Source organism: Pseudomonas sp. GW821-FHT02H06 (assembly GCF_059421525.1).
Map to the genome: position 1 here is coordinate 181155 of NZ_JBWKVD010000007.1, position 24609 is coordinate 205763.

Genomic DNA, 24609 nt, shown 5'->3' on the forward strand with positions numbered 1-24609 from the left:
CGCCGCAGCTTGGCGAGCAGTCCGGCGTCAGGTTTTTTTCCGCACAGCCAGCACCGCTGCTGCATCGAATACCGTTTGCGAGTGCCACACGGCCTCGGCGCTGGCAAACGCTTCTCGGTGGGCGGGATCGGCTTCGAGCCATTCCAGAAAGCGCGCGTGGGTTGCGGCATCTGCGATTTCCAGCTCGATCAGCCAGGTCAGGGCCTGGTCCATCGTCTCGGCAGCGCCCGCTGCATCGGCTTGAGCGCGGCGGGGTGATTGGGAGTCCGTCAAGGAGCGTCCTCAGGTCCACGGTTTGGCCGGCATTGTAGCGTCACTCAGAAGCACCCACTGACGAATTCTTGCGGATGAAACTCAGTGATCCAGGCGCGCCGCGACACTCAGGCAGAGCGTCATGATCAGCTTCAATTCTTTTTGCACGGTGCTGGTGGACACGCCCAGTTGCTCGGCGATCTCCAGATAACTTGCGCCGTGAAGCCGACTGAGGGTGAAGATTTTCTGCTGCCGGGGCGACAGGGTTTCCAGGCTCGCGCTCAGGCTTTCCAGCAGACGGTTGGCGTGGGCGGCGTCCTCCAGCGCGGAGTGGGGGGCGACGACATTATGAATATCGCTGATCGGCGCATCGTCATTGATGGTGCGCGCGTGAACGCGGCGGGCGCGCAGATGATCCAGGGCCAGATTGCGCGCGGTCTGGAAGACGAAGGGTTCGAGGTGCTCGATGGCTCGCTCGGTGAGTGCGCGGGTGACATGCAGGTAGGTTTCCTGGAGCAGGTCTTCGGCGGTGGTGTGGCTGCGGACCATGCGCTGAAGCGTGCGCAACAGCATGGTTCGCCGGGCGAGAAAGACAGTATTGAAGTGCGACTGAGTCACGGGGACACCCGACCAGAATTCAGCAGATGATAATGCTTATCATCTAGACGTCAGGTCAAGGCAGGGATTTGCACAGATTGTAAGGGCCGTTCGCCGGGACGGCAGTCATTACCGGGGAGGGAGCTGATCGCGAAGAGCCTGGTAAATCCGCTGACGGTCCAGCGGCTTGAATTCCGTCTTCGCGAGCAAGCTCGCTCCTACATTGAGGGGATCCCGTTACTTGCTTACTCGGCGTTCATCAACGCCAGGCAGTTATCCAGCATGCGGTTGGAGAAGCCCCATTCGTTGTCGTACCACGCCAGCACCTTCAGCAGGCGACCGCTGACTTTGGTGTGGTTCGCATCGAAGATCGACGACAGCGGGTTGTGATTGAAGTCGTGGGAAACCAGCGGCAGGGTGTTGTATCCGAGGATCTTCGAATGCTGGGCCGCTTCTTTCATGATCGCGTTGACTTCTTCGGCCGTCGCATCGCGCTTGAGCTGAATGGTCAGGTCGACCAGCGACACGTTGATCACCGGCACACGCACGGCCATGCCGGTCAGCTTGCCCGCCAGTTCCGGCAGCACCAGGCCGACCGCTTCGGCAGCGCCGGTCTTGCTCGGGATCATCGACTGGGTAGCCGAACGCGCGCGGTACGGGTCGGTGTGGTAGACGTCGATCAGGTTCTGGTCGTTGGTGTAGGCGTGGATGGTGGTCATCAGACCGCTCTCGATGCCCAGTTCACGGTTCAGCACCTGAGCGACCGGCGCCAGGCAGTTGGTGGTGCAGGATGCGTTGGAGATGACCTGATGGGATTGGCGAAGTACATCATGGTTAACGCCGTAGACGATCGTCGCATCGGCGCCTTTGGCCGGTGCAGAAATAATCACTTTCTTGGCGCCGGCGGTGATGTGGGCAGCGGCCTTGGTGCGGTCGGTGAACAGGCCGGTGCATTCGAACACCACGTCGATGTCCAGGGATTTCCACGGCAGCTCGGCCGGGTTGCGGATCGCACTGACCGCAATTCGGTCACCATTGACGGTCAGGCTTTCCTGATCGTGTTCAACGGAGCCGTCGAATTGCCCGTGAACCGTATCGAATTTCAGCAGGTGGGCGTTGATCTCGCTGTCGCCCAAGTCGTTGATGGCGACGACTTGCAGGTCCTGACGGTAGCCTTGGGTATAGAGTGCGCGTAGGACGTTGCGGCCGATTCGGCCAAAGCCATTGATTGCGATGCGGAGAGTCATACACCCGTCCTCAAGAATTTGTTGTTGGAATTACAAGATTATTCTCATAAAAATAGAAAACAACCCCTTTTAGTGGCAGTATTTTGTTTTATCTACAAATAGAAACCCGTCTGGCCGTCACAACTGGCTGAAAATCAAGTGCTTGCCGTCGCTCTCGTCTGAGCCCCGGATTTGATCGCAGCCTGGTGAAAGCGCCTGAACGAGTGACCACATCGCTAGCCTGGAGTCCATGACATGCATCCCCGCGTCCTTGAGGTAACCGAACGGCTGATTGCTCGCAGCCGTGAAACCCGTCAACGCTACCTGCAATTGATCCGGGGTGCGGCGAGCGACGGGCCGATGCGCGGCAAGTTGCAATGTGCCAACTTCGCCCACGGCGTCGCGGCATGTGGTCCCGAAGACAAGAACAGCCTGCGCATGATGAATGCGGCGAACATTGCCATCGTCTCTTCCTACAACGACATGCTCTCGGCGCATCAGCCGTACGAACACTTCCCCGAACAGATCAAAAAAGCGCTGCGCGAAATTGGCTCGGTGGGGCAGTTTGCCGGTGGCGTTCCGGCCATGTGTGACGGTGTCACCCAGGGCGAGCCGGGCATGGAGTTGAGTATCGCCAGCCGAGAAGTCATTGCGATGGCAACGGCGGTGGCGTTGTCCCACAACATGTTCGACGGTGCGCTGATGCTGGGCATCTGCGACAAGATTGTTCCGGGCTTGCTGATGGGCTCGCTGCGTTTCGGTCATCTGCCGACGATTTTCGTGCCGGGCGGGCCGATGGTCTCGGGCATCTCCAACAAAGAGAAAGCCGACGTGCGGCAGCGCTACGCCGAAGGCAAGGCGACCCGCGAAGAGCTGCTGGACTCGGAGATGAAGTCCTACCACGGCCCGGGCACCTGCACGTTCTACGGCACGGCGAACACCAACCAGTTGCTCATGGAAGTCATGGGTCTGCATCTTCCGGGCGCCTCTTTCGTCAATCCCTACACACCGCTACGCGATGCCCTGACACGCGAGGCGGCGTTCCAGGTCACGCGTCTGACCAAACAAAGCGGCGACTTCATCCCTCTCGGAGAGATTGTGGACGAACGTTCGCTGGTCAACTCGATTGTTGCCCTGCACGCGACGGGCGGTTCCACCAACCACACGCTGCACATGCCGGCGATTGCCCAGTGCGCGGGCATTCAGCTGACCTGGCAGGACATGGCCGATCTGTCGGAAGTCGTGCCGACCCTGTCCCACGTCTACCCGAACGGCAAAGCCGACATCAACCACTTCCAGGCTGCCGGCGGCATGTCGTTCCTGATCCGTGAGCTGCTCGACGCGGGCCTGATGCACGAAGACGTCAACACGGTCATGGGCCGTGGTCTGCGTCGCTACACCCAGGAGCCGTTCCTGGAAGAAGGCACACTGGTGTGGCGCGATGGCCCGATCGAAAGCCTCGACGAAAACGTCCTGCGCCCGATTGCCCGTCCGTTCTCGGCCGAGGGCGGCCTGCGGGTGATGGAAGGCAACCTGGGCCGTGGCGTGATGAAAGTCTCTGCCGTTGCGCTGGAGCATCAGATCGTCGAAGCCCCCGCCAAAGTATTCGAAGACCAGCAGGACCTCGCCGACGCCTTCAAGGCGGGCGAACTGGAGTGCGATTTCGTGGCGGTGATGCGCTTCCAGGGGCCGCGCTCCAACGGCATGCCGGAGCTGCACAAGATGACGCCGTTTCTGGGCGTGCTGCAGGACCGTGGGTTCAAAGTGGCGCTCATTACTGACGGGCGCATGTCCGGCGCGTCCGGGAAAATCCCGGCGGCGATTCACGTTTGCCCGGAAGCCTCCGACGGCGGACCGCTGGCGTTGGTGCGTGATGGGGATCTCATTCGTGTCGATGGCGTGAAAGGAACGTTGCAAGTTCTGGTCGAACCGGCAGAATTGGCCGCCAGAGAGCCGGCCATCGGTCGCTTGTCCCATAACGTGGGCAGCGGGCGCGAATTGTTCGGCTTCATGCGCATGGCCTTCAGCTCGGCAGAGAAGGGCGCCAGCGCCTTTACTTCGAATCTGGAGACGCTCAAGTGACATTGGCGATGGTGGGTGATATCGGCGGCACAAATGCGCGGTTTGCCATTTGGGAAGACGACCAGTTGCATTCGATTCGCGTATTCGCGACGGTCGATTACGCCAGTCCTGAAAAGGCCTTGACGGTCTATTTGCAGGACCTGGAATTGCAGCGCGGTGATGTCACCTCCATTTGCCTGGCCGTGGCCGGGCCGGTGACCGGCGATGATTTCCACTTCACCAACAGCCACTGGAAGATCAATCGGCAGGCATTCTGCGCCGAGCTGAAGATCGACCACCTGATCCTGGTCAACGACTTCACCGCCATGGCGCTGGGCATGACCCGCCTGAAGGACGACGAGTACCTGACCGTGCGTCATGGCAAGGGCGACCCTCGCGGCGCGCGGGTGGTGATCGGGCCAGGCACCGGACTTGGCGTCGGCACGCTGATCCGCAGCGGCGAAGCGCGATGGACTGCGGTGCCGGGGGAGGGCGGTCACGTTGATTTGCCGATCGGCACGCCTCGCGAAGCCCTGCTGTGGATGCGGTTGATGGCGACCCACGAGCATGTCAGCGCCGAGACGATTCTGAGTGGCGCCGGGCTGTTGCTGCTGTATCAAGTCAGCTGCGGGTTGGACGAGATCGAGCCTGAACTCAAATCCCCGGCGGCCATTACCTCGGCGGCGCTCAAGGGCGATCCGGTCGCCAGCGCGGTGCTCGAGCAGTTCTGTGTATTCCTCGGCCGGGTGGCGGGCAACAACGTACTGACTGTCGGCGGACGCGGCGGCGTGTATATTGCCGGTGGCGTGATCCCGCGGTTCGTTGATTTCTTCATGCAGAGCGGCTTCAACAAGGCGTTCGCCGAGAAGGGACTGATGAAGGATTACTTCAATGACGTGCCGGTCTGGCTGGTCACGGCCGAGTACCCCGGCCTGATGGGCGCAGGCGTGGCGCTGGATCAGTTCGCGGCGAGCGCAAGCGGCAAGCTATAAGCTGCAAGTCAATGCCGCGCATGGCTGGCTTGCGGCTTAAAGCTTGAAGCTCGCAACTGCTCCACCTATAACAACAATCCATTGCTCACAAGGACGACCATGTGAACGCTGTCAGTAAATCGATTCTGGTGGTCGACGATGACCAGGAGATTTGCGAGTTGCTGCAAGCCTACCTGAGCCGATCCGGTTTTCAGGTGCGCACGGTCGGCGATGGGGCGGAGTTTCGCCAGGCATTCAACGAAGAGGCCAGCGACCTGCTGATTCTCGACGTGATGCTCCCTGATGAAGATGGCTTCAGCCTGTGTCGTTGGGTCAGGCAGCATCCGCGTCAGCCGCATATTCCCATCATCATGCTCACCGCCAGCTCCGACGAGGCTGATCGCGTCATTGGTCTGGAGCTCGGCGCCGATGATTACATGGCCAAACCCTTCAGCCCCCGTGAGCTTCAGGCCCGGATCAAAGCCCTGTTGCGCCGTGCCCAGTTCGGCCAGGAACGCAGCGGCGGTGAAGTGCTGGTGTTCGATGAATGGCGGCTGGACATGGTCAGTCATCGGCTATTTCACAACGACGGTGAAGAAGTGATTTTGTCCGGCGCTGATTTCGCGCTGCTCAAACTGTTTCTCGACAACCCCCAACAGATTCTTGATCGCGACACCATCGGCAACGCCACCCGCGGCCGTGAGCTGATGCCGCTGGAGCGCATCGTCGACATGGCGGTCAGCCGCCTGCGTCAGCGTTTGCGTGACACTGGCAAGGCGCCGCGACTGATCCGCACCGTGCGAGGCAGTGGTTATCTGCTGGCAGCTAATGTGCTGCCCCAAGCCGGCAACGGTTACTGATACTCGATGGTGACCGACAGGAAACGCCGCTTGCCGGTGCCGCGTTCGCTGCTCGGACGCATGCTGCTGCTGACCTTGCTCGCTGTGTTGCTGGCGCAAACCCTGTCCAGCCTGATCTGGCTCTCTCAACTGCGCGCCACGCAGATGGAAGGCCTGGTCACCAGCGCCCGCAGTCTGGGTTTTTCCATGGCGGCGAGTGTGAGTTACTTCCGCTCGCTCCCCGTTGCGTTTCGGCCGCTGGTGCTCGATCAATTGCGCAGCATGGGCGGCACGCGTTTCTTTGTGTCCCTCAACGATCGGCCGCTGGAAATGCAGGTGCTTGAGCCCACCGTGCGCAAGACGGCGGTCATCGATGTGGTCGGTCAGGTGCTGCGGCAAAACCTCGGCGCTGATCCCGACATCCTCGTCCGCTTCGTGCGTCCCGAAGACCTGCGCATTTTCAACAGCGGTCTCAGACTCGACGAACTTCCGCGCTCATGGGCCCATTACGCGCTGACCCTTGAACCGGTCAATCCGCCCGTGCTGGTCACGCAGATCGAGCTGTCGCCCGGCGAATGGCTGTACATCGCCTCGCTGCTGCCTGAGCCCTACACCATGCTCGAAGCGGAAGGCCTGCCCTCGCAGCAAGTCTGGTTCATTGCTTTGACCAGTATTTTTCTGCTGGTCTTCATCGGTCTGCTGGTGCACTGGCAGAGCGGCCCGCTCAAGCGTCTGGCCCATGCCGCGCGGGATCTGTCGTTGGGCGCCGACGTCGAGCCGGTGGTGGAGGGCGGCGGCAGTGAAGTGGTGGAAGTGACCCGCGCGTTCAACACCATGCGCGATCGCATCAGCCGTTACCTGACCGAACGCGGCCAGCTGTTCAGTGCGATTTCCCACGACCTGCGCACCCCGATCACTCGCTTGCGGCTGCGCGTCGAGCTGCTCGAAGACGAACAGATGCAGGCCAAATTCACCCGTGATCTGGATGAGCTGGAGTTGCTGGTCAAAGGCGCGTTGCAGTGCGTGAAGGACACCGACATTCACGAGAACATCGAGCCGGTCGACCTCAATCACGCGCTGGATTGCCTGATCGAGCCCTATCTCTCCGCTGACGGTGCAGGCCGTGTCACGTTGCACGGCAAGGCGATGTCGATGTACTACGGCAAGCCCCTGGCGCTGCGCCGGTGCATGGGCAACCTGATAGATAACGCCATCAAATACGGCGACCGTGCGCACCTGTTCGTTGAAGACGACGCCGACGCGTTCATTCTTCACGTCGAAGATGAAGGCCCGGGCGTGCCTGAACAGCGAATGGAACAAGTCTTCGAACCGCACTTCCGGCTGGCCGGCAAACACCAGCAGGGTTACGGGCTGGGGCTTGGCATCGCCCGCAATATTGCCCACAGCCACGGCGGCGAAGTGACGTTGCAGAACATGCGCGAAGGCGGGTTGCGGGTCACGCTCTATCTGCCGCGTGGAGTGGAGTAATCCGGTCCCTTTCCTCAATGTCACAGCCCTGTGACATTTGCGCATCCCTTCGTTACCGTCCGCTCTAACCCCTTGGTTAGAATCCACGCAGCGCAAGCGCCACGACTTGCTCATGCATAACAACAAGAAAGGTCAGATATGAATTCGATTTCCCGTCTCGCTGCACTTATTTCCCTCGCCTCGTTGTTCCCTCTGAGCGCCATGGCGGCTGATGCCAAGGGCACCGTCGAAGTTGTGCACTGGTGGACGTCCGGTGGCGAAAAAGCCGCTGTCGATGTGCTCCGCGCGCAAGTTGAAAAAGACGGTTTCACCTGGAAAGACGGCGCTGTCGCAGGCGGCGGCGGTGCAACTGCAATGACCGTGCTCAAAAGCCGCGCCGTTGCTGGCAACCCGCCTGGCGTTGCCCAGATCAAGGGCCCGGACATCCAGGAATGGGCCTCTACCGGCCTGCTTGATACCGACGTGCTGAAAAACGTCTCCAAAGAGGAGAAGTGGGACAGCCTGCTGGACAAGAAAGTCTCCGATACCGTGAAGTACGACGGTGACTACGTCGCCGTGCCGGTGAACATCCACCGCGTCAACTGGCTGTGGATCAACCCGGAAGTCTTCAAGAAAGTCGGTATCGAAAAAGCCCCTACCACCCTCGAAGAATTCTACGCAGCGGGCGACAAGCTCAAAGCGGCAGGCTTCATCCCTCTGGCCCACGGTGGCCAGCCTTGGCAGGACAGCACTGTTTTTGAAGCCGTCGTTCTCTCTGTCATGGGCGCTGATGGTTACAAAAAGGCACTGGTCGACCTCGACAACGCTGCGCTGACCGGCCCTGAAATGGTCAAGTCGCTGACCGAGCTCAAGAAAGTCGCCACCTACATGGATGCCGACGGCAAAGGCCAGGACTGGAACCTGGAAGCCGCCAAAGTCATCAACGGCAAGGCCGGCATGCAGATCATGGGTGACTGGGCCAAGAGTGAATGGACCGCCGCCAAGAAAGTCGCCGGCAAGGACTACGAGTGCGTAGCGTTCCCGGGCACCGACAAGGCCTTTACCTACAACATCGACTCCCTGGCTGTGTTCAAGCAGAAGGACGCGGGTACTGCTGCCGGTCAGCAGGACATCGCCAAGGTCGTGTTGGGTGAAAACTTCCAGAAAGTCTTCAGCATCAACAAAGGCTCGATTCCTGTTCGCAACGACATGCTGGCTGACATGGGCAAGTACGGTTTCGACTCGTGCGCCCAGACCGCTGCCAAGGACTTCCTGGCTGACGCCAAAACCGGCGGCCTGCAACCAAGCATGGCGCACAACATGGCCACCACACTGGCCGTGCAGGGCGCTTTCTTTGACGTCGTGACCAACTTCATCAACGACCCGAAAGCCGATCCGGCCGACGCGGCGAAGAAGCTGGGCGCTGCGATCAAGTCTGCCAAGTAAGCCGTAACACCGCTTGCTCCATGTAGGAGTGAGCTTGCTCGCGATGGCGTCATGTCAGCCAATTCAGACGGCACTGACACGCCGCATCGCGAGCAAGCCCACTCCTGCAGAAGGCGGCGTGTTTGCACTCTTCATTCTTCTGTACTGGATTTCACCATGAGTTCTGTTGCTGTGTTCAGCAAAGCCTCGCCGTTCGATGCACTGCAGCGCTGGCTACCCAAACTGGTGCTGGCGCCCAGCATGTTCATCGTATTGGTGGGCTTCTACGGCTATATCCTGTGGACGTTCGTTCTGTCGTTCACCAACTCGACTTTCTTGCCGACTTACAAATTCGTGGGTCTGGCGCAATACGCGCGGTTGTTCGATAACGACCGCTGGTGGGTAGCCAGCAAAAACCTTGCGGTGTTCGGTGGCATGTTCATCGGCATCAGCATGGTGGTTGGCGTGCTGCTGGCGGTCTTCCTGGATCAGCGCATCCGCCGCGAAGGCTTTATCCGCACCATTTATCTGTACCCGATGGCGCTGTCGATGATCGTCACCGGTACGGCCTGGAAATGGCTGCTCAACCCGGGCATGGGCCTGGACAAACTGCTGCGTGACTGGGGCTGGGAAGGCTTCCGCCTGGACTGGCTGATCGATCCGGACCGCGTCGTTTACTGCCTGGTGATCGCTGCGGTATGGCAGGCGTCGGGCTTCATCATGGCGATGTTCCTGGCCGGCCTTCGTGGCGTTGATCAGTCGATCATCCGTGCTGCGCAGATCGACGGCGCGAGCATGCCGAAAATCTACTGGAAGGTCGTGCTGCCAAGCCTGCGTCCGGTGTTCTTCAGTGCGGTCATGATTCTGGCGCACATCGCCATCAAAAGCTTCGACCTGGTCGCGGCCATGACGGCCGGTGGCCCGGGCTACTCGTCTGACCTGCCCGCGATGTTCATGTACTCGTTCACCTTCAGCCGTGGCCAGATGGGCATGGGTTCCGCCAGTGCGATCCTGATGCTCGGCGCGATTCTCGCCATCCTCGTGCCTTATCTGTATTCCGAGCTGAGGGCCAAGCGCAATGACTAGTCTCGCCAACAAGCCCGCCCTCAGCCTGAGCCGCGTCGCCATCTATGTGGTGCTGATCGTTGCGGTATTCATTTATCTGGTGCCGCTGGTGGTCATGCTGCTGACCAGCTTCAAGTCGCCGGAAGACATCGGCAGCGGCAACCTGCTCAGCTGGCCGACCGAAGTGACGGCCATCGGCTGGATCAAAGCCTGGGCGACGGTGAAGGGCTACTTCTGGAACTCGTTCCTGATCACCGTTCCGGCGGTGCTGATCTCCACCACCATCGGTGCGCTGAACGGCTACGTGCTGTCGATGTGGCGCTTCCGCGGTTCGCAGTTGTTCTTCGGCCTGCTGCTGTTCGGTTGCTTCCTGCCGTTCCAGACCGTCCTGCTGCCGGCGTCTTTCACACTGGGCAAAATGGGCCTGGCGAGCACCACCACAGGTCTCGTGTTCGTCCACGTCGTTTACGGTCTGGCGTTCACCACGCTGTTCTTCCGCAACTACTACGTCAGTATTCCGGACGCACTGGTGAAAGCGGCACGTCTGGATGGCGCCGGCTTCTTCACCATCTTCCGTCGGATCATTCTGCCGATGTCGACGCCGATCATCATGGTCTGCCTGATCTGGCAGTTCACCCAGATCTGGAACGACTTCCTGTTCGGCGTGGTGTTCTCCAGCGGTGATTCGCAGCCGATCACGGTCGCGCTGAACAACCTGGTCAACACCAGCACAGGCGTCAAGGAATACAACGTTGATATGGCGGCGGCGATGATCGCCGGTCTGCCCACCCTGTTGGTCTACGTGGTCGCAGGCAAGTATTTCGTGCGCGGGCTCACGGCCGGCGCAGTCAAGGGGTAATCATGGCAACGCTTGAACTACGCAATGTAAACAAGACTTACGGGGCCGGTTTGCCGGACACCCTGAAGAACATCGAACTCTCCATCAAAGAAGGCGAGTTCCTGATTCTGGTCGGCCCTTCGGGCTGCGGTAAGTCGACCCTGATGAACTGCATCGCCGGGCTGGAAAACATTACCGGCGGCGCGATCATGATCGGTGATCAGGACGTCAGCGGCATGAGCCCGAAGGATCGCGACATCGCGATGGTCTTCCAGTCCTACGCGCTGTACCCGACCATGAGCGTGCGCGAGAACATCGAGTTCGGGCTGAAGATTCGCAAGATGAATCAGGCCGACATCGACGCCGAAGTGGCGCGGGTCGCCAAGCTGCTGCAGATCGAACACCTGCTCAATCGCAAGCCGGGGCAGCTCTCCGGTGGTCAGCAACAGCGCGTGGCCATGGGCCGGGCGCTGGCCCGTCGGCCGAAGATTTACCTGTTCGACGAGCCGCTTTCGAACCTCGATGCCAAGCTGCGCGTCGAGATGCGTACCGAAATGAAGCTGATGCACCAGCGCCTGAAGACCACCACGGTCTACGTGACCCACGACCAGATCGAAGCGATGACACTGGGCGACAAAGTGGCGGTCATGAAGGACGGCATCATTCAGCAGTTCGGCACGCCAAAGCAGATCTACAACGATCCGGCCAACCTGTTCGTGGCCAGCTTCATCGGCTCGCCGCCGATGAACTTCATCCCGCTGCGTCTGCAACGCAAGGACGGTCGCCTCGTCGCGCTGCTCGACAGCGGTCAGGCCCGTTGCGAGCTGCCGATGAGCATGAACGACGCCGGTCTTGAGGACCGTGAGGTGATTCTGGGCCTGCGTCCCGAGCAGATCGTGCTAGCGTCCGGTGATGCTGTCGGTCTGCCGACCATTCGCGCCGAAGTCCAGGTGACCGAGCCGACTGGCCCGGATACGCTGGTATTCGTTACCCTCAACGAGAGCAAGGTCTGCTGCCGTCTGGCGCCGGATATTGCACCCGCTGTGGGCGAGACCTTGACGTTGCAGTTCGATCCGGCGAAGGTTCTGCTGTTCGACGCCAAAACCGGCGAGCGCCTTGGCGTCCTGGCACCGAGTCAGTCGGTGGAGAACATGGGGAATGTCACGCGGCTCAACCGCAACTGATCCCGATGTGCAGGAGCACTGCACAAACGAGCACCTGTGACGGGTGGATGTCTGCCGTACAAAACCCGTCATGCACACGATGTACGTGGTTACAACGCTGTTCAAAAGCTAATAACAATAAAACGAGGATCCAAGGGATGAAAAAGGTACGTAACAAGTCGCTTAACCAGTTTCAGCTGATCGGTGGGTTGTCTGTCCTGAGCGCGTTGACGATTTCCGGAACGGCGTCTGCAATGGAGCCTTTCAAAGCCAGCGAGCACATGACCGGCGATTGGGGTGGTCTGCGTCAAGAGCTGTACGACAAGGGTTACGACTTCCCGATCGAGTACGTAGGCGAAGCCGCCTCCAACCTCAACGGTGGTTATAACGACGACAGAACCGGCCGCTACAGCGACCAGTTTGCGTTCGGCGTACAAATGGACCTGCAAAAAATCCTCGGCTGGCACGACGCAGAGTTCAAGCTCGCGATCACCGAGCGTAGCGGCAACAACATCTCCAACGACCGTATCGGCGATCCGCGTGCCGGCACGCTCAGCTCCTCCCAGGAAGTCTGGGGCCGTGGCCAGACCTGGCGTCTGACCCAGATGTGGGTCAAGCAGAAGTACTTCGACGGCAAGCTGGACATCAAGGTTGGTCGTTTCGGTGAAGGCGAAGACTTCAACAGCTTCCCTTGCGACTTCCAGAACCTTTCGTTCTGCGGCTCGCAGGTCGGTAACTACGTCAACACCTGGTACAACTGGCCTGTCAGCCAGTGGGCTGCCCGCGTGAAGTACAACATCACGCCTGAGTTGTTCGCCCAGATCGGCGTCTACGAGCAGAACCCTTCGTACCTCGAAACCGGCAACAGCTTCAAACTCAGCGGCAGCGGCTCCAAAGGCACCGTCGTACCGGTTGAAGTGGTGTGGTCGCCAAACGTCAACTCTCTGCCAGGCGAATACCGTCTGGGCTACTACGTGAGTAACCCGAGCGCCGACGATCTCTACGAGAACGAAAACGGTCAGCCACAGGCAATCGCCGGCGGTGACTTCAAGTCCCACAAAGACAAGCACGGCTGGTGGGTCGTGGCTCAGCAACAGCTGACCGCGCACAACGGCGACGCATCCCGTGGTCTGAGCATTTTCGCCAACGCGACTGTGCATGACAAAGCCACCAACTTCGTCGACAACTACCAGCAGGTCGGCTTCGTCTACAAAGGCCCGTTCGATGCACGTCCGAAGGATGACATCGGTATCGGCGTCGCGCGTATCCACGTGAACGATGATGCCCAGGACAACCGTCGTCTGGTCAACGCCGTCAACGGCATCGAAGACTACGACAACCCAGGCTACCTGCCGATCCAGAAGACCGAATACAACTCGGAAATCTACTACGGCGTGCACGTAACCGACTGGCTGACCGTGCGTCCCAACCTGCAGTACGTGAAGAGCCCTGGCGGTGTGGACGACGTTCAGAACGCACTGGTTGCCGGTATCAAGATTCAGTCGAAGTTCTAAGTTAAGCGGACGCTCCTCCGCGCTCCACAAACGATCAAGGGTCGTGTGTGCTTTACGGGCAGCCAAGCTGCCCGTTTTTTTTCGCGCTATTTATTCCGTAGCAATGGCTCCGCGTTCGGGGCATTTTTTCTCGCGTGACGAGTGACCGCCATCTGGAGTGCGACAACGATGCCCTTCAGGGACCCCGGCTCAACCGAGCACCCTCTTCAGCGTTTCTTCACCGCGGTGCGACCGCAACCGACCTTTCAGTGGGAACGCTACCAACAGCGTGATGTGCTGGTGATCAATCATGCGCAGTGCCAGGCCGTGTTCAGTCGGCAGGGCGCTCAGTTGCTGCATTTTGAACCTGCCGGGCAGAAGCCCTGGCTGTGGTGTGCCGCCCACTGGCCCCTGGTCGGCGCGATCCGCGGTGGCGTGCCGGTCAGTTGGCCCTGGGTCGGACGTCATCCGGGGGAGAGTGGTTGGCCGGCCAATGGCTGGGGCCGACTCCTCGACTGGAAACTGGTCGAAAGCCGCGAGCACGAGGCGGGCGTCACATTGCGCTGGCAACTCAAGCTGTGGGACTGGCAGGCCGATCTTTATGCCGAGCTCGGGCATTCGATGGACCTGCGCCTGGAGACGCGTCACGACGACAGCGAGCCTTGTCACTTCGGCCATGGCTTGCACGCCTACTGGCGCATCAGTGATGTGGCGGACGTCGCTTTGCAGGGGCTCGACGGTGCCCACGGCTATGACGAACTAAGTCGCAGCGCTTGCGAGCAGCGGGGCGAGCTTCGGGTTCATGGCAGTTGTCAGCGGGTGTTCGAGCATGCAGGCCTGTTGGAACTACAAGACGACGCCTGGCAGCGGCGGTTGAGCATCGACACCGGCGACAGCGACAGCACCGTCGTCTGGCACCCCGGCAGCCGACCCTTGCTCGGTGTGGGCGGCGATGAAGCGATGGGTTTCTTGCGCGTCGAGGCGGCGTCGGGTGTGGATGATTGCTTGAGCCTGGCGCCCGGGCAGCACGCCAGCTTAAGCCTGCAGGCAAGCCTGGTTCACTGAGTGTGGGAGCGGGGGATCGCCTGCAAATGAGGCGTTCCCTTAATTCAGCTCGTCGTCCGCCGGGTACCGGCTCGCGTTCAGGCTTTCCTTGATCTTGCGCAGGTGCGGCTGGAAGTCGACGCCCCGACGCAGGGTCATGCCGGTCGCCAGCACATCCAGCACCGTCAGCTGGACGATCCTCGACGTCATGGGCATATAGATGTCGGTGTCTTCGGGCAGCGGAATGTTCAGGCTCAACGTGCTGGCCTTCGCCAGCGGCGAGTCGGCAGCGGTCAGGCCCAGCACCGACGCGCCATTTTCACGGGCGATGCGCGCCACTTCCACCAGCTCGCGGGTGCGCCCGGTGTAGGAAATGATCACAAACAGCTCGCCGGTGTGGGCCACCGAGGCCAGCATGCGCTGCACCAGCACGTCGGCGTGGGCCGTGACGGCGAGATTGAAGCGGAAGAATTTATGCTGCGCGTCCAGTGCCACCGGCGCCGAAGCCCCGAGGCCGAAGAAGTGAATCTGCCGCGCCTGAATCAGCAGGTCGACCGCTTTGCTGATCAGGTTTGGGTCAAGCACCTGACACACACTGTCGAGGGACGCGATGGCGCTGCCGAAGATCTTGCGGGTGTAGGCTTCCGGGTTGTCATCGGCTTCCACGGCGCGGCTGACGTAGGCGGCGCCGCTGGCCAGGCTCTGGGCCAGTTGCAGCTTCAGCTCGGGATAGCCGCTGACATCGAACGAGCGGCAGAAACGGTTGACAGTCGGTTCACTGACCTTCGCGGCCTGGGCCAGCGCAGCGATGCTGAACCGGGTGGCCTGCTGCGGATTGCTCAGAATCGCCTCGGCGACCTTGCGCTCGGCCTTGTTCAGCTCTTCCAGACGACTCTGGATCTGCTCCAGAAGATTGCGTACGCGGTCCATTGTTTGTCCTTCTGATGAAACGGCGACAGGCCGGTCGACAGGCCTTTATTTGCAGTGGGGGAATTTCGGCCTTTAGCCTGTCGCAAAGGTGGCCTATCGTACTGAGGGCCTGTGGTGATCACCACTCTAATGTGGTTAAGGTGGGAATGTTGTGGTTATTACTACATTCGGCCTTGAGTAACGCCTTTAAAAAAGGTATTTGTAGCTTAACTTGATAAAAGAACCAACATTATGCTCTCGATTACGGTTGAACCGTGCACTTTTGCGTTGTTTGGCGCCTTGGGTGACCTGGCGGTACGCAAACTGTTTCCTGCGTTGTACCAGCTTGATCGAGCTGGACTGCTGCATGCCGAGACCCGAATTATTGCGTTGGCCCGTGAGCCGGGGACTCCTGAGGAGCACCTGGCCTACATTGATAAAAGCCTGCGCCGCTTCGTCCCCGAGGCGCAGCTTGAGACCGAACACGTGGAGCGTTTTCAGGCCCGCCTGAGTTACCTGCATGTGGACTTCCTCAAGGGCGAGGACTACGTCGCGCTTGCCGAAGCCGTGGGCGACGCGCCGACCATGATTGCCTACTTCGCGACCCCGGCGTCGGTCTATGGCGCCATCTGCGAAAATCTCGCGCTGGTCGGCTTGACCGATCGCACCCGCGCCGTGCTGGAAAAACCCATCGGACATGACCTCGCGTCGTCCCGTCGCGTCAACGATGCCGTCGCCAAGTTCCTGCCTGAAACCCGCATCTACCGGATCGACCACTATCTGGGCAAGGACACGGTGCAAAACCTCATTGCCCTGCGGTTTGCCAACAGCCTGTTCGAGACACAGTGGAACCAGAACCACATCTCCCACGTGGAAATCACCGTGGCGGAGAAGGTCGGCATCGAAGGGCGCTGGGGCTATTTCGACCAGGCCGGTCAGCTGCGTGACATGATCCAGAACCACCTGTTGCAGCTGCTGTGCCTGATCGCGATGGACCCGCCCAGCGACCTGTCCGCCGACAGTATCCGTGACGAGAAGGTGAAAGTGCTCAAGGCACTGGCGCCGTTCACCCCGGAGCGTCTGGCTACCCAAGTGGTGCGCGGTCAGTACATCGCCGGCTACAGCGAGGGCAAGCCGGTGCCGGGTTATCTGGAGGAAGAAAACTCCAACACCCAGAGCGACACGGAAACCTTCGTCGCCATTCGTGCCGATATCCGTAACTGGCGCTGGTCGGGCGTGCCGTTCTATCTGCGTACCGGCAAGCGCATGCCGCAGAAGCTGTCGCAGATCGTGATCCACTTCAAAGAGCCGCCGCATTACATCTTTGCCCCTGAGCAGCGCTTGCAGATCAGCAACCGCCTGATCATCCGCCTGCAGCCCGATGAAGGCATCTCGCTGCAAGTGATGACCAAGGATCAGGGTCTGGACAAGGGCATGCAGCTGCGCAGCAACCCTCTGCAACTGAGCTTCTCCGATGCCTATCGCAGCGCCCGTGTGCCGGACGCCTACGAGCGGTTGTTGCTGGAAGTCATGCGGGGCAATCAGAACCTGTTTGTCCGCAAAGACGAAATCGAATACGCCTGGCAATGGTGCGACCAGTTGATCGCTGGCTGGAAAAAGGCGGGCGATGCGCCCAAGCCTTACCCCGCTGGTTCCTGGGGGCCGATGAGCTCCATTGCTTTGATTACGCGTGACGGGAGGTCCTGGTATGGCGATATGTGAACTTGAATTTCCGGCGGGCCTGAAGGCCCACGAATTCGATAACCCCGAAGTCCTGGCGAACGCGCTGGCCGATCACGTGGCCGAGCGTTTGACGGCTGCGATTTCCAGCAACCCGCACGGCACGGCCACGTTGGTGGTGTCCGGCGGCAAAAGCCCGGTGGCGTTTTTCAAGGCGCTGGCACAGAAGCCCCTCGAGTGGTCGAAAGTCTGCGTGAGTCTGGCCGACGAGCGCTGGGTGCCCGTCGAGCACGCCGACAGCAACGAAGGCCTGCTCAAGCGTTTCCTGCTTCAGGGGCCAGCGGCGGAAGCGGAATTCTTCAGCCTCTATCGTCCGACCACGACGGTGGATGAAGCTGCAGCGGCGACTGACGAGGCGCTCAAGGCGCTGCCTAAGATTGACGTGCTGATTCTGGGCATGGGCGATGACGGGCATACCGCGTCGCTGTTCCCCAACAGCCCGCATCTGAAAGAAGCGCTGGACCTCAACAGCGACCGTCGTTGCCTGCCCATGCTCGCACCGACCGTCCCCCATCAGCGCCTGACCCTGACGCGTCCGGTCCTGGCGTCGGCAGCGACCACCATCCTGTCCGTCTCCGGTCAGGCCAAACTCGACACATTGCGCGCTGCACTGGCAGGCGATGACCTAGCCGAAATGCCAGTGCGCGCGTTCCTCAACCCGTCTCTAGAGATCTACTGGTGCCCATAAGCAAAGGATCAGCCGCCATGGAAAATACCCAAGTGAAACAGCCGTTGAATAGCATGGCGAGCAAGATTGCCCAGATCGACGCACTCTGCGCGAAAGCGAAGATTCTGCCGGTCATTACCATTGCCCGCGAACAGGATGTCCTGCCGCTGGCCGATGCCCTGGCCGCTGGTGGCCTGAATGCGCTGGAAATAACCCTGCGTTCCGAGTTCGGGCTCAAAGCCATTCGCATGCTGCGTGATGCGCGTCCTGAGCTGAGCGTCGGCGCCGGCACCATTCTCGACCGCCACATGCTCAAGGCGGCCGAGGAGGCGGGTTCACAGTTCATCGTCACCCCCGGCAGCACGCAGGATCTGCTGGAAGCCGCCGCGCTGAGCGAATTGCCGCTGCTGCCAGGCATCAGCAGCGCTTCGGAAATCATGATCGGTTACGCGCTGGGTTATCGCCGCTTCAAGCTGTTCCCGGCGGAAATCAGTGGCGGGGTTGGTGCGATCAAGGCGCTGGGCGGTCCATTCCCGGAAGTGCGCTTCTGCCCAACCGGCGGCGTCAGTGCGGCCAACCTGAAAAGCTACATGGCGCTGCCTAACGTGATGTGCGTCGGCGGCACCTGGATGATCGATAACGCGTGGGTGAAAAACGGCGACTGGCAGCGGATTACCGACGCCACGGCCGAAGCCATCGCGTTGTTCGACTGAGTCTGAATTTGCCGGTCAGGCTCCGCTTTCGACAGCTTCCGTTCAAGTGGAGGCTGGTTAACTGCTGAGCATGATCCGTTTATGGCGCCCTGTCGGGGCGTTGCTGCAGAAGTCGTTGTTGCATGGCTTTTTTACGGTGTTCCTTGGTCGGGAACGCCGTTTTTTTTTGCGCTTTTCATACGCAATAGATATGTACCGCACAGGCAGCGGCAGGAGCGCTTATCCTTGCCGCTCCTTTGTAGTTCGTTTCTCGATGGATTTACGGCGCCTTCGTCATGAAGGCGCCGTCTTTTTTTCTACGGGCTCACCGAAGGCTTTGATCCCGGCGCGGCCACTCGGGAGCAGACCCTACGCCAGCGCACGAAGTGCTGCCACCAACTGCTCGACATCCCTTGCCGATGTGGTGAATCCCGGTGTAATGCGGATGCACGTCCCGCAGGCCGAGCCTTCCCGCGTGACCGCAAAAATGCCGTGCTCATCTAGCAGGCGCTTGACCATGAGTTCCTGATCCGCGTGACGGCTGAAGCGGAATGACGTGATGCCGCAATAGAGCCGAGGGTCGTCCGGCGTCAGCACGTCGATGCCTTCGATGGTCCGCGCCTGAGTGACCCACAGGTCTCGCAGATAGGCCAAACGTGCGCCTTTGGCGGGTGCGCCGCCCATGGCGCGATGGTCGGCGAAGACTTTTGGCAGGGTCATCAAGGCCGGAATGTTCGGCGTCCCGTAAGGTACGCGACCGAGGATATCGTCAGCACTGTAGCGCTCGTCGGCCATGTCGGGGTCGATGGCGCTCAGGCGTTCCTCCTTCACGTAGATAAAACCCAGGCTCAGCGGTGCGCCAATCCATTTCTGCAGGTTGAATCCGGCGAACGACACGCCAAGGTCAGCCAGTTCGAAATCCAGCAGGCCTAGCGCGTGGGCGCCATCCAGAATGACTTCGATGCCGTGGGCCTTGGCCAGCTCGGCGATCGCTTTCACCGGCATTACCAGACCCGTGCGATGAGTGACGTAGGTCAGCGCCACCAGCTTGAGCCGCGGATGTGCGGCAAAGGCGTCGCGGTAAGTCTGCAGCAGCCCGTCATGGCTGGCGGGGTGTTGGTGAGTGACCTCAATGACCTCCACGCCGCGATTCTTCGCCAGCCAACGCATGCCGGTCTGCACGCTGTTGTAATCCAGGTCGCTGACCAACACCTGGTCGCCTGCCATGAGGCCGTTGTAGTTGCGAATCAGCCCTTGGACCGACTCCGACGCGGAGCGGGTGATGGCCACTTCGCGGACTGGCACGTTCAGCAGATCGGCCAGGTCAGCGCGAATGGTCTCGCTGTCTTCGGTATCGAACTTCTGCCGCACGTAGACCGAGTTGCTGCGATTGACGTAAGCGAGGTTCTGCTCGTAATCCTTGAGTGCTGCGCGGGTCATACGGCCGAAATAGCCGTATTCGAAATTGACCGGCCCGGGCTCGACGTCGTACTGCGCCGCAACCTGCTGCCAGAACGCTTCGTCCCGAGCCTGTTCATCCGCCAATTCCGTTATTGCGTATGCAGTGCTGTTCATCAAGCGGCTCGCTTTTATCTATGGGCGTTTAGTTGAAGCGTATGGGGGCTTTCGGCATGCCCTGGCGCAGCGGCTCGCGGGGCCGCGTGCGCAGCGGGTCCAGTAATGCCGAGAGGCCGTTGTGATCGATTTCATGCATCAGGGCCAACAGGCTGCCCAACTCTCCAGCCGGAAAACCTTGTCGGGCGAACCAGTTCAGGTAATCACCTGGCAAGTCTGCCAGCAACCTTCCCTGATACTTGCCGAACGGCATCTCGCGTGTGACTAACAATTTCAATTTCTCTGGATTCATCCAATAACCGTTTATCCGTTCGAGTGAACTTGAACGATACGTGCATTCTGCAATTGCTCAAACACACAGATCATGCATAAAGCGCGGCGCAACTGTCGCTTGATATTGTTAACTAATTGAAAAATATAGATTTTATTTATCAGCTAAAGCTGGCATGCACAGTGCAATATCCCCTCTATCGAGTGTTTCGTTAACAAGACCTTTGATAAACCTGCCAGAAAGGAACCGCAAAATGTCGGATATCAACAAAGAAGCCATCTCTATTCTGAATGACTTGATCGAAACCAGCATTGACGGTGAGAAAGGTTTTCACACTGCTGCTGAAGACGCCAAGAACCCGGAAATCAAGGCTTACCTGCTTTCCCGTTCTTCTGGCTGCAAGACTTCCGTTGCCGAGCTGCAGGCTGAAGTGCGTGCACTGGGCGGCGATCCAGAAGACTCCTCCAGCATTGCTGGCGGCGCACACCGTCTTTGGGTCAACCTGAAAAGCGCTTTGAGTGGCAAGAACGACGAAGCAGTCCTGAATGAAGTCGAAAGTGGTGAAGATCACGCGCTGAAGGCTTACAAAAAGGCCGCACAGGAAGCGACTGAGAAGAACCTCCCAGTCAACGTCACCACCCTGATCCAGCGTCAGCTGCAGGGCGTGCAAGCGAACCACGACAAGGTCAAAGCCCTGCGTGACACCGTTCGTGCTGCCAACAAGTAATTTGTAGCCGCTCGAAAAAATGCCAGCCAGTCTGGCGTTTTTTTATGCCTGCAGTTCGGTGGAGGGCGCGACATAAGGTTCGAATTCCACGCAATTCCTGCCATTTTTCTTGGCGCGGTACAGGGCCCGGTCCGCGGCCTGAAACAGCAGCTCGGGCACGTCATGGTTTACCGGCAGATGCGTGGCGACACCGATGCTGACAGTGATGGGCGCTGTGTCGTCAGCGAACGCCGGCAGCGCTTCAATCGCCAGGCGCAGCTTGTCTGCAATGACACAGGCACCTGCCTTGTCGGTTTCCGGAAGCACCACCATGAATTCCTCACCGCCGTAACGCGCGGCCAGGTCACCGGGCCTGCGGATACTGGCGGCCAGTGTCTGGGCAACGCTGCGCAAGGCGACGTCGCCGCCATGATGCCCGTGCCGGTCATTGAACGCCTTGAAGTGGTCCACGTCGATCATCAGCAACGCTAGGGGCCTTCCCGAACGCATTCCGCGAGCCCACTCCTGCTTGAGCACTTGGTCCAGCCTGCGCCGATTGGCCAGACCGGTCAGCCCGTCCGTTGACGCCAGCGCGGCCAGCTCGCGTTCGGCGTTCTGGCGCAGGCGCAGCTGGCGGCCCAATAGCCACGACAGCCAGAGAATCCCGATGCACAGCAAACCTGTGGCGCCCGCCACCAGCAACGCGTTGCGTTTCCACACGGCGTAGACATCGTCCCGCGATTGAGCGACCACGACGATCAATGGCAAGTCTCCAACCCGTGAGAAGGTGTAAAGCCGCTGTGCGCCGTCGAGCTCGGACACCGCCGCAAAGCTGCCGTTTACCTCTCTCAGAATGCGTTTGAAGTTGGGCCGCATGCTGAAGTTCTGGCCGATGAAGGTCCGGTTGTTGTCATCGGGTTGCCGGGCCAGCATCACGCCATCCGCGCTGAGCAGGTTGACGGTGCTCGTGGGGCCGATGTCCAGGGTGCGAAACAGTTGATCGAAGTACGACAGGCGCATTGATGCACTGGCAATGCCGACGAACTGGCCGTTGTCGGAGGGGAGGCGGCGACTGAAACTGATGCACAGGTCCTTGAAGCCCCAGCGTGACAGGAAGGGCCCGTCGACCACCAGCGCCAGCGAACCGCTGTCCCGGTGTTTCTGAAAGCCCGGCCGGTCGGAAAAGTTGTCCAGCCGAGGCGTCAGCGAGGTGGAGTCGGCGACGATGCGCCCGGTTTCATCCAGCAGCACCACATCGCCCTTAAAGGGCGCCGCCGTGGCCCGGTCGAAGAGCACCAGTTGCCGTAACTCCGGCGAGATCGTCATCACGTCGGGTCGTCGCCATGCAGTGATCAGGCCCTGAAGTGAGGTGTCGTACAGCTCGGCGTTACGCTGCACATCTGCGTCGATCAACTGCACCACGTTGTTTGCGGAGCGCACGGCGGCTTCGTTGGCCGTGCCCAGCTCCCGAAACAGCAACGAAGTCACGATGGCTAAGATGGCTGCCACCGCCAGGGTGCTCCCCAGCATCAGCATCTTCTCGGACCTTGATCTGACCCCTCGCGCTAATGGAGGCATGGCTGTCAGTGGCATCGCTCATCTCTGACGGTAATGGACGCGTCGGGCAGCGGTAAGGCTTATTCGCCTTCGTCGAACTTGTTATTGATCAGTTCGACCAGTCCCGCCAGCGCGGCATCGGCTTCTTCACCTTCGGTGGCCAAGTGAATCAGGGTGCCCTTGCCGGCCGCGAGCATCATGACGGCCATAATGCTTTTGCCGTCGACCATCGTCTCCGGCGTGCGACCGACCCTGATCTGGCAAGGGTACTTGCCGGCGACGCCCACGAATTTGGCGGCGGCCCGGGCGTGCAGACCCAGCTTGTTGATGATGGTGATTTCTAGAGCGGGCATCGCGATGGAGGTCCTTTCAGCTTAGGTCGCGGTGGCGGACCTGAACATTCTTGAGCGATTGCTGCAGCACCTGACCCAGACGTTCGGTCAGGTAGACGGAGCGGTGGTGTCCGCCGGTGCAGCCAATGGCAATAGTAACGTAGGCGCGGTTGCTGGCGGCGAAGCGCGGCAACCACTTATTGAGGTACGAAAAGATGTCCTGGAACATTTCTTCGACGTCCGGTTGAGCCGCGAGGTAATCGGCAACCGGCTTGTCGAGGCCGGACTGCTCGCGCAGCTCGGGCTTCCAGTACGGGTTCGGCAGGCAGCGCACGTCGAACACCAGGTCGGCGTCCACGGGCATGCCGCGCTTGAAGCCGAAGGATTCGATGAGGAAGGCAGTGCCCGGCTCGGGTTTGTTCAGCAGGCGCAGTTTGAGAATGTCGCGCAGCTGGTAGAGATTCAGGTGCGTGGTGTCGACCGTCAGATCAGCCAAGTCGATGATCGGACCGAGCAGGGTTTTTTCGTCACGAATCGCTTCGGCCAGCGAGCGGGTTGCCGTGCTCAGCGGGTGACGACGGCGGGTCTCTGAAAAGCGCTTTAGCAGGGTGGCTTCATCGGCGTCGAGAAACAGCACGTCGCACTGGATGTGCCGGGCCCGAACTTCGGCGAGCATGCGCGGGAATCGCGTCAGGTGACTGGGCAGATTGCGCGCGTCGATCGAGACCGCCAGCAGGGGCTCAGCCAGTTCGGTGTTGATCAGCGCGCGCTCCGCCAGCTCTGGAAGCAGGCCGGCGGGCAGATTGTCGACGCAGTAGAAACCGCTGTCTTCAAGGACATCGAGGGCCGTGCTCTTGCCGGAGCCGGAGCGGCCGCTGACGATGATCATCCGCATGATCAGTGACCGTTCTGGACGTCGAGCACGACGCTGTAGAGCTCTTCGTCGGTTTTGGCACCGCGCAGGCGCTTACGCACATCATCACGGTCGAGCATGCTGGCGATCTGGCGCAGCAATTCAAGGTGAGCATCGGTAGCCGCTTCCGGGACCAGCAACACAAACAGCAGGTCAACCGGTGCGCCGTCGATGGCGTCGAAATCGATGGGTTTCTCGAGATGCAGTACGGCGCTGACAGGCGTTGAGCAGCCCTTCAGGCGGCAGTGGGGAATGGCGATGCCATTACCGAACCCGGTAGAGCCGAGCTTTTCACGGGCAATGAGGCTGTCAAACACGACCTGCTCATCCAGATCAGGCACTTGCGTGCCGATCATTTTGGCGATGTTCTGGAGTACGGCTTTTTTGCTGCCGCCTGGCACGTTCACGAGTGAACGGCCAGGGGTCAGGATATTTTCAAGTCGGATCATGGGTGGGGAGTGTCAGCGAGCAGTCGCGCCTTGCAGCAGACTTTGCTGTTTTTCCTTATGTTTTTTGAGTTGGCGGTCAAGCTTGTCGGCAAGCAGGTCAATGGCTGCGTACATGTCGTCGTGTTCGGCGTTGGCAACCACTTCAGCGCCAGGAACGTGCAAGGTGGCTTCGATTTTCTGCTTGAGCTTCTCGACCTCCATGGTGACCTGCACATTCGTGATCTTGTCAAAGTGGCGTTCCAATCGGGCGAGTTTCTCGCCGATGTAGGTACGCAGAGGTTCAGTCACTTCCAGCTGGTGTCCACTGATGTTGACTTGCATACAGCTTCTCCTTCGTTGCCAGTGCATTAAGAGGCA

25 protein-coding genes are annotated in these 24609 nt (G+C 60.1%); 14 read left to right on the forward strand and 11 right to left on the reverse strand.

The window, feature by feature from the left end; genetic code table 11:
- Window positions 1-27: 27 nt before the first annotated feature.
- The 3 genes from AC07VF_RS14045 to gap form a co-directional block, all read right to left on the reverse strand.
- On the reverse strand, window positions 28-273 hold the full coding sequence (locus tag AC07VF_RS14045) for a FecR/PupR family sigma factor regulator (RefSeq protein ID WP_495009097.1): 246 nt from the start codon (window positions 271-273) through the stop codon (window positions 28-30).
- 81 nt (window positions 274-354) lie between these two features.
- Complete coding sequence (locus AC07VF_RS14050; RefSeq protein WP_495009096.1) at window positions 355-870, reverse strand: RNA polymerase sigma factor; 516 nt, start codon at window positions 868-870, stop codon at window positions 355-357.
- Between the two features lie 224 nt (window positions 871-1094).
- Window positions 1095-2096 carry a type I glyceraldehyde-3-phosphate dehydrogenase gene (gene gap, locus AC07VF_RS14055; protein ID WP_122535884.1) on the reverse strand — a complete coding sequence of 334 codons (1002 nt, stop codon included), beginning with the start codon at window positions 2094-2096 and terminating at the stop codon, window positions 1095-1097.
- A gap of 234 nt (window positions 2097-2330) precedes the next feature.
- On the opposite strand from gap, the gene edd reads away from it, so the two are divergent.
- The 10 genes from edd (at window position 2331) to AC07VF_RS14105 (ending at window position 14462) form a co-directional block, all read left to right on the forward strand.
- Entirely contained in the window at window positions 2331-4157 is a 1827-nt protein-coding gene (gene edd, locus AC07VF_RS14060) for a phosphogluconate dehydratase (RefSeq protein WP_192171800.1), read from the forward strand.
- Entirely contained in the window at window positions 4154-5128 is a 975-nt protein-coding gene (locus tag AC07VF_RS14065) for a glucokinase (protein ID WP_346627024.1), read from the forward strand. The genes edd and AC07VF_RS14065 overlap by 4 nt, the downstream gene beginning before the upstream one ends.
- Window positions 5129-5229: 101 nt before the next feature.
- Complete coding sequence (locus tag AC07VF_RS14070) at window positions 5230-5967, forward strand: response regulator (RefSeq protein ID WP_122535887.1); 738 nt, start codon at window positions 5230-5232, stop codon at window positions 5965-5967.
- A 6-nt stretch (window positions 5968-5973) separates the two neighbouring features.
- Entirely contained in the window at window positions 5974-7434 is a 1461-nt protein-coding gene (locus tag AC07VF_RS14075) for an ATP-binding protein (protein WP_282369619.1), read from the forward strand.
- A 138-nt stretch (window positions 7435-7572) separates the two neighbouring features.
- The gene (locus AC07VF_RS14080) at window positions 7573-8859 is read left to right on the forward strand and encodes an ABC transporter substrate-binding protein (RefSeq protein WP_495009095.1); all 1287 of its coding nucleotides are present in this window, start codon (window positions 7573-7575) and stop codon (window positions 8857-8859) included.
- A gap of 156 nt (window positions 8860-9015) precedes the next feature.
- A complete protein-coding gene (locus AC07VF_RS14085; RefSeq protein WP_037014845.1) occupies window positions 9016-9924 on the forward strand; it encodes a carbohydrate ABC transporter permease in 909 nt (302 codons plus the stop codon).
- Window positions 9917-10762 (forward strand): carbohydrate ABC transporter permease, encoded by an 846-nt coding sequence (locus tag AC07VF_RS14090; protein WP_495009094.1) that lies wholly within the window; start codon window positions 9917-9919, stop codon window positions 10760-10762. The genes AC07VF_RS14085 and AC07VF_RS14090 overlap by 8 nt, the downstream gene beginning before the upstream one ends.
- Before the next feature lie 2 nt (window positions 10763-10764).
- Entirely contained in the window at window positions 10765-11925 is a 1161-nt protein-coding gene (locus AC07VF_RS14095; protein ID WP_495009093.1) for an ABC transporter ATP-binding protein, read from the forward strand.
- Window positions 11926-12062: 137 nt separating this feature from the next.
- Entirely contained in the window at window positions 12063-13418 is a 1356-nt protein-coding gene (locus AC07VF_RS14100; RefSeq protein WP_192171796.1) for a carbohydrate porin, read from the forward strand.
- Between the two features lie 168 nt (window positions 13419-13586).
- Complete coding sequence (locus AC07VF_RS14105) at window positions 13587-14462, forward strand: aldose epimerase family protein (RefSeq protein WP_346627027.1); 876 nt, start codon at window positions 13587-13589, stop codon at window positions 14460-14462.
- 39 nt (window positions 14463-14501) lie between these two features.
- Here AC07VF_RS14105 and AC07VF_RS14110 read toward each other — a convergent pair whose 3' ends face one another.
- The gene (locus AC07VF_RS14110) at window positions 14502-15371 is read right to left on the reverse strand and encodes a MurR/RpiR family transcriptional regulator (protein ID WP_065992054.1); all 870 of its coding nucleotides are present in this window, start codon (window positions 15369-15371) and stop codon (window positions 14502-14504) included.
- A gap of 231 nt (window positions 15372-15602) precedes the next feature.
- On the opposite strand from AC07VF_RS14110, the gene zwf reads away from it, so the two are divergent.
- From zwf to AC07VF_RS14125, 3 genes are read left to right on the forward strand one after another with little or no spacing between them, the layout of a single operon-like run.
- Complete coding sequence (gene zwf, locus AC07VF_RS14115; RefSeq protein ID WP_122535895.1) at window positions 15603-17072, forward strand: glucose-6-phosphate dehydrogenase; 1470 nt, start codon at window positions 15603-15605, stop codon at window positions 17070-17072.
- Window positions 17059-17778: a 6-phosphogluconolactonase gene (gene pgl, locus AC07VF_RS14120; RefSeq protein WP_192171794.1), complete on the forward strand. Its 720-nt coding sequence runs from the start codon at window positions 17059-17061 to the stop codon at window positions 17776-17778. The genes zwf and pgl overlap by 14 nt, the downstream gene beginning before the upstream one ends.
- Window positions 17779-17795: 17 nt before the next feature.
- Window positions 17796-18470, forward strand: coding sequence for a bifunctional 4-hydroxy-2-oxoglutarate aldolase/2-dehydro-3-deoxy-phosphogluconate aldolase (locus tag AC07VF_RS14125; RefSeq protein WP_122535897.1), 675 nt, complete (start codon window positions 17796-17798; stop codon window positions 18468-18470).
- A gap of 348 nt (window positions 18471-18818) precedes the next feature.
- Here AC07VF_RS14125 and AC07VF_RS14130 read toward each other — a convergent pair whose 3' ends face one another.
- The gene (locus AC07VF_RS14130; protein WP_495009092.1) at window positions 18819-20024 is read right to left on the reverse strand and encodes an aminotransferase class V-fold PLP-dependent enzyme; all 1206 of its coding nucleotides are present in this window, start codon (window positions 20022-20024) and stop codon (window positions 18819-18821) included.
- Window positions 20025-20052: 28 nt separating this feature from the next.
- A complete protein-coding gene (locus tag AC07VF_RS14135) occupies window positions 20053-20316 on the reverse strand; it encodes a DUF3820 family protein (protein ID WP_495009091.1) in 264 nt (87 codons plus the stop codon).
- A gap of 232 nt (window positions 20317-20548) precedes the next feature.
- Here AC07VF_RS14135 and AC07VF_RS14140 point away from each other — a divergent pair, with 232 nt between their 5' ends.
- Complete coding sequence (locus AC07VF_RS14140; RefSeq protein WP_192132711.1) at window positions 20549-21022, forward strand: PA2169 family four-helix-bundle protein; 474 nt, start codon at window positions 20549-20551, stop codon at window positions 21020-21022.
- A gap of 42 nt (window positions 21023-21064) precedes the next feature.
- Here AC07VF_RS14140 and AC07VF_RS14145 read toward each other — a convergent pair whose 3' ends face one another.
- The 5 genes from AC07VF_RS14145 to hpf are packed head-to-tail and all read right to left on the reverse strand — an operon-like array spanning window position 21065 to window position 24573.
- Window positions 21065-22594, reverse strand: a complete 1530-nt coding sequence (locus AC07VF_RS14145) for a sensor domain-containing diguanylate cyclase (protein ID WP_495009090.1) — start codon at window positions 22592-22594, stop codon at window positions 21065-21067.
- Window positions 22595-22638: 44 nt separating this feature from the next.
- Window positions 22639-22911: an HPr family phosphocarrier protein gene (locus AC07VF_RS14150; RefSeq protein WP_065992070.1), complete on the reverse strand. Its 273-nt coding sequence runs from the start codon at window positions 22909-22911 to the stop codon at window positions 22639-22641.
- A 16-nt stretch (window positions 22912-22927) separates the two neighbouring features.
- Window positions 22928-23785 carry an RNase adapter RapZ gene (gene rapZ / locus AC07VF_RS14155; RefSeq protein WP_192171789.1) on the reverse strand — a complete coding sequence of 286 codons (858 nt, stop codon included), beginning with the start codon at window positions 23783-23785 and terminating at the stop codon, window positions 22928-22930.
- 2 nt (window positions 23786-23787) lie between these two features.
- Window positions 23788-24252, reverse strand: coding sequence for a PTS IIA-like nitrogen regulatory protein PtsN (gene ptsN / locus AC07VF_RS14160; protein WP_192171788.1), 465 nt, complete (start codon window positions 24250-24252; stop codon window positions 23788-23790).
- 12 nt (window positions 24253-24264) lie between these two features.
- Window positions 24265-24573, reverse strand: a complete 309-nt coding sequence (hpf, locus tag AC07VF_RS14165; protein WP_037014798.1) for a ribosome hibernation-promoting factor, HPF/YfiA family — start codon at window positions 24571-24573, stop codon at window positions 24265-24267.
- Window positions 24574-24609 lie beyond the last annotated feature (36 nt).

What these genes read in the sequence shown, in the direction of transcription:
- hpf (WP_037014798.1), bottom strand. Translation starts at nt 24,573, where the DNA reads ATGCAAGTCAACATCAGTGGACACCAGCTGGAAGTGACTGAACCTCTG.
- AC07VF_RS14145 (WP_495009090.1), bottom strand. Translation starts at nt 22,594, where the DNA reads ATGCCACTGACAGCCATGCCTCCATTAGCGCGAGGGGTCAGATCAAGG.
- AC07VF_RS14080 (WP_495009095.1), top strand. Translation starts at nt 7,573, where the DNA reads ATGAATTCGATTTCCCGTCTCGCTGCACTTATTTCCCTCGCCTCGTTG.
- pgl (WP_192171794.1), top strand. Translation starts at nt 17,059, where the DNA reads ATGGCGATATGTGAACTTGAATTTCCGGCGGGCCTGAAGGCCCACGAA.
- rapZ (WP_192171789.1), bottom strand. Translation starts at nt 23,785, where the DNA reads ATGCGGATGATCATCGTCAGCGGCCGCTCCGGCTCCGGCAAGAGCACG.
- AC07VF_RS14110 (WP_065992054.1), bottom strand. Translation starts at nt 15,371, where the DNA reads ATGGACCGCGTACGCAATCTTCTGGAGCAGATCCAGAGTCGTCTGGAA.
- AC07VF_RS14140 (WP_192132711.1), top strand. Translation starts at nt 20,549, where the DNA reads ATGTCGGATATCAACAAAGAAGCCATCTCTATTCTGAATGACTTGATC.
- AC07VF_RS14085 (WP_037014845.1), top strand. Translation starts at nt 9,016, where the DNA reads ATGAGTTCTGTTGCTGTGTTCAGCAAAGCCTCGCCGTTCGATGCACTG.
- AC07VF_RS14150 (WP_065992070.1), bottom strand. Translation starts at nt 22,911, where the DNA reads ATGCCCGCTCTAGAAATCACCATCATCAACAAGCTGGGTCTGCACGCC.
- AC07VF_RS14100 (WP_192171796.1), top strand. Translation starts at nt 12,063, where the DNA reads ATGAAAAAGGTACGTAACAAGTCGCTTAACCAGTTTCAGCTGATCGGT.
- ptsN (WP_192171788.1), bottom strand. Translation starts at nt 24,252, where the DNA reads ATGATCCGACTTGAAAATATCCTGACCCCTGGCCGTTCACTCGTGAAC.
- AC07VF_RS14125 (WP_122535897.1), top strand. Translation starts at nt 17,796, where the DNA reads ATGGAAAATACCCAAGTGAAACAGCCGTTGAATAGCATGGCGAGCAAG.
- AC07VF_RS14075 (WP_282369619.1), top strand. Translation starts at nt 5,974, where the DNA reads ATGGTGACCGACAGGAAACGCCGCTTGCCGGTGCCGCGTTCGCTGCTC.
- AC07VF_RS14095 (WP_495009093.1), top strand. Translation starts at nt 10,765, where the DNA reads ATGGCAACGCTTGAACTACGCAATGTAAACAAGACTTACGGGGCCGGT.
- gap (WP_122535884.1), bottom strand. Translation starts at nt 2,096, where the DNA reads ATGACTCTCCGCATCGCAATCAATGGCTTTGGCCGAATCGGCCGCAAC.
- AC07VF_RS14090 (WP_495009094.1), top strand. Translation starts at nt 9,917, where the DNA reads ATGACTAGTCTCGCCAACAAGCCCGCCCTCAGCCTGAGCCGCGTCGCC.
- zwf (WP_122535895.1), top strand. Translation starts at nt 15,603, where the DNA reads ATGCTCTCGATTACGGTTGAACCGTGCACTTTTGCGTTGTTTGGCGCC.
- edd (WP_192171800.1), top strand. Translation starts at nt 2,331, where the DNA reads ATGCATCCCCGCGTCCTTGAGGTAACCGAACGGCTGATTGCTCGCAGC.
- AC07VF_RS14105 (WP_346627027.1), top strand. Translation starts at nt 13,587, where the DNA reads ATGCCCTTCAGGGACCCCGGCTCAACCGAGCACCCTCTTCAGCGTTTC.
- AC07VF_RS14130 (WP_495009092.1), bottom strand. Translation starts at nt 20,024, where the DNA reads ATGAACAGCACTGCATACGCAATAACGGAATTGGCGGATGAACAGGCT.
- AC07VF_RS14135 (WP_495009091.1), bottom strand. Translation starts at nt 20,316, where the DNA reads ATGAATCCAGAGAAATTGAAATTGTTAGTCACACGCGAGATGCCGTTC.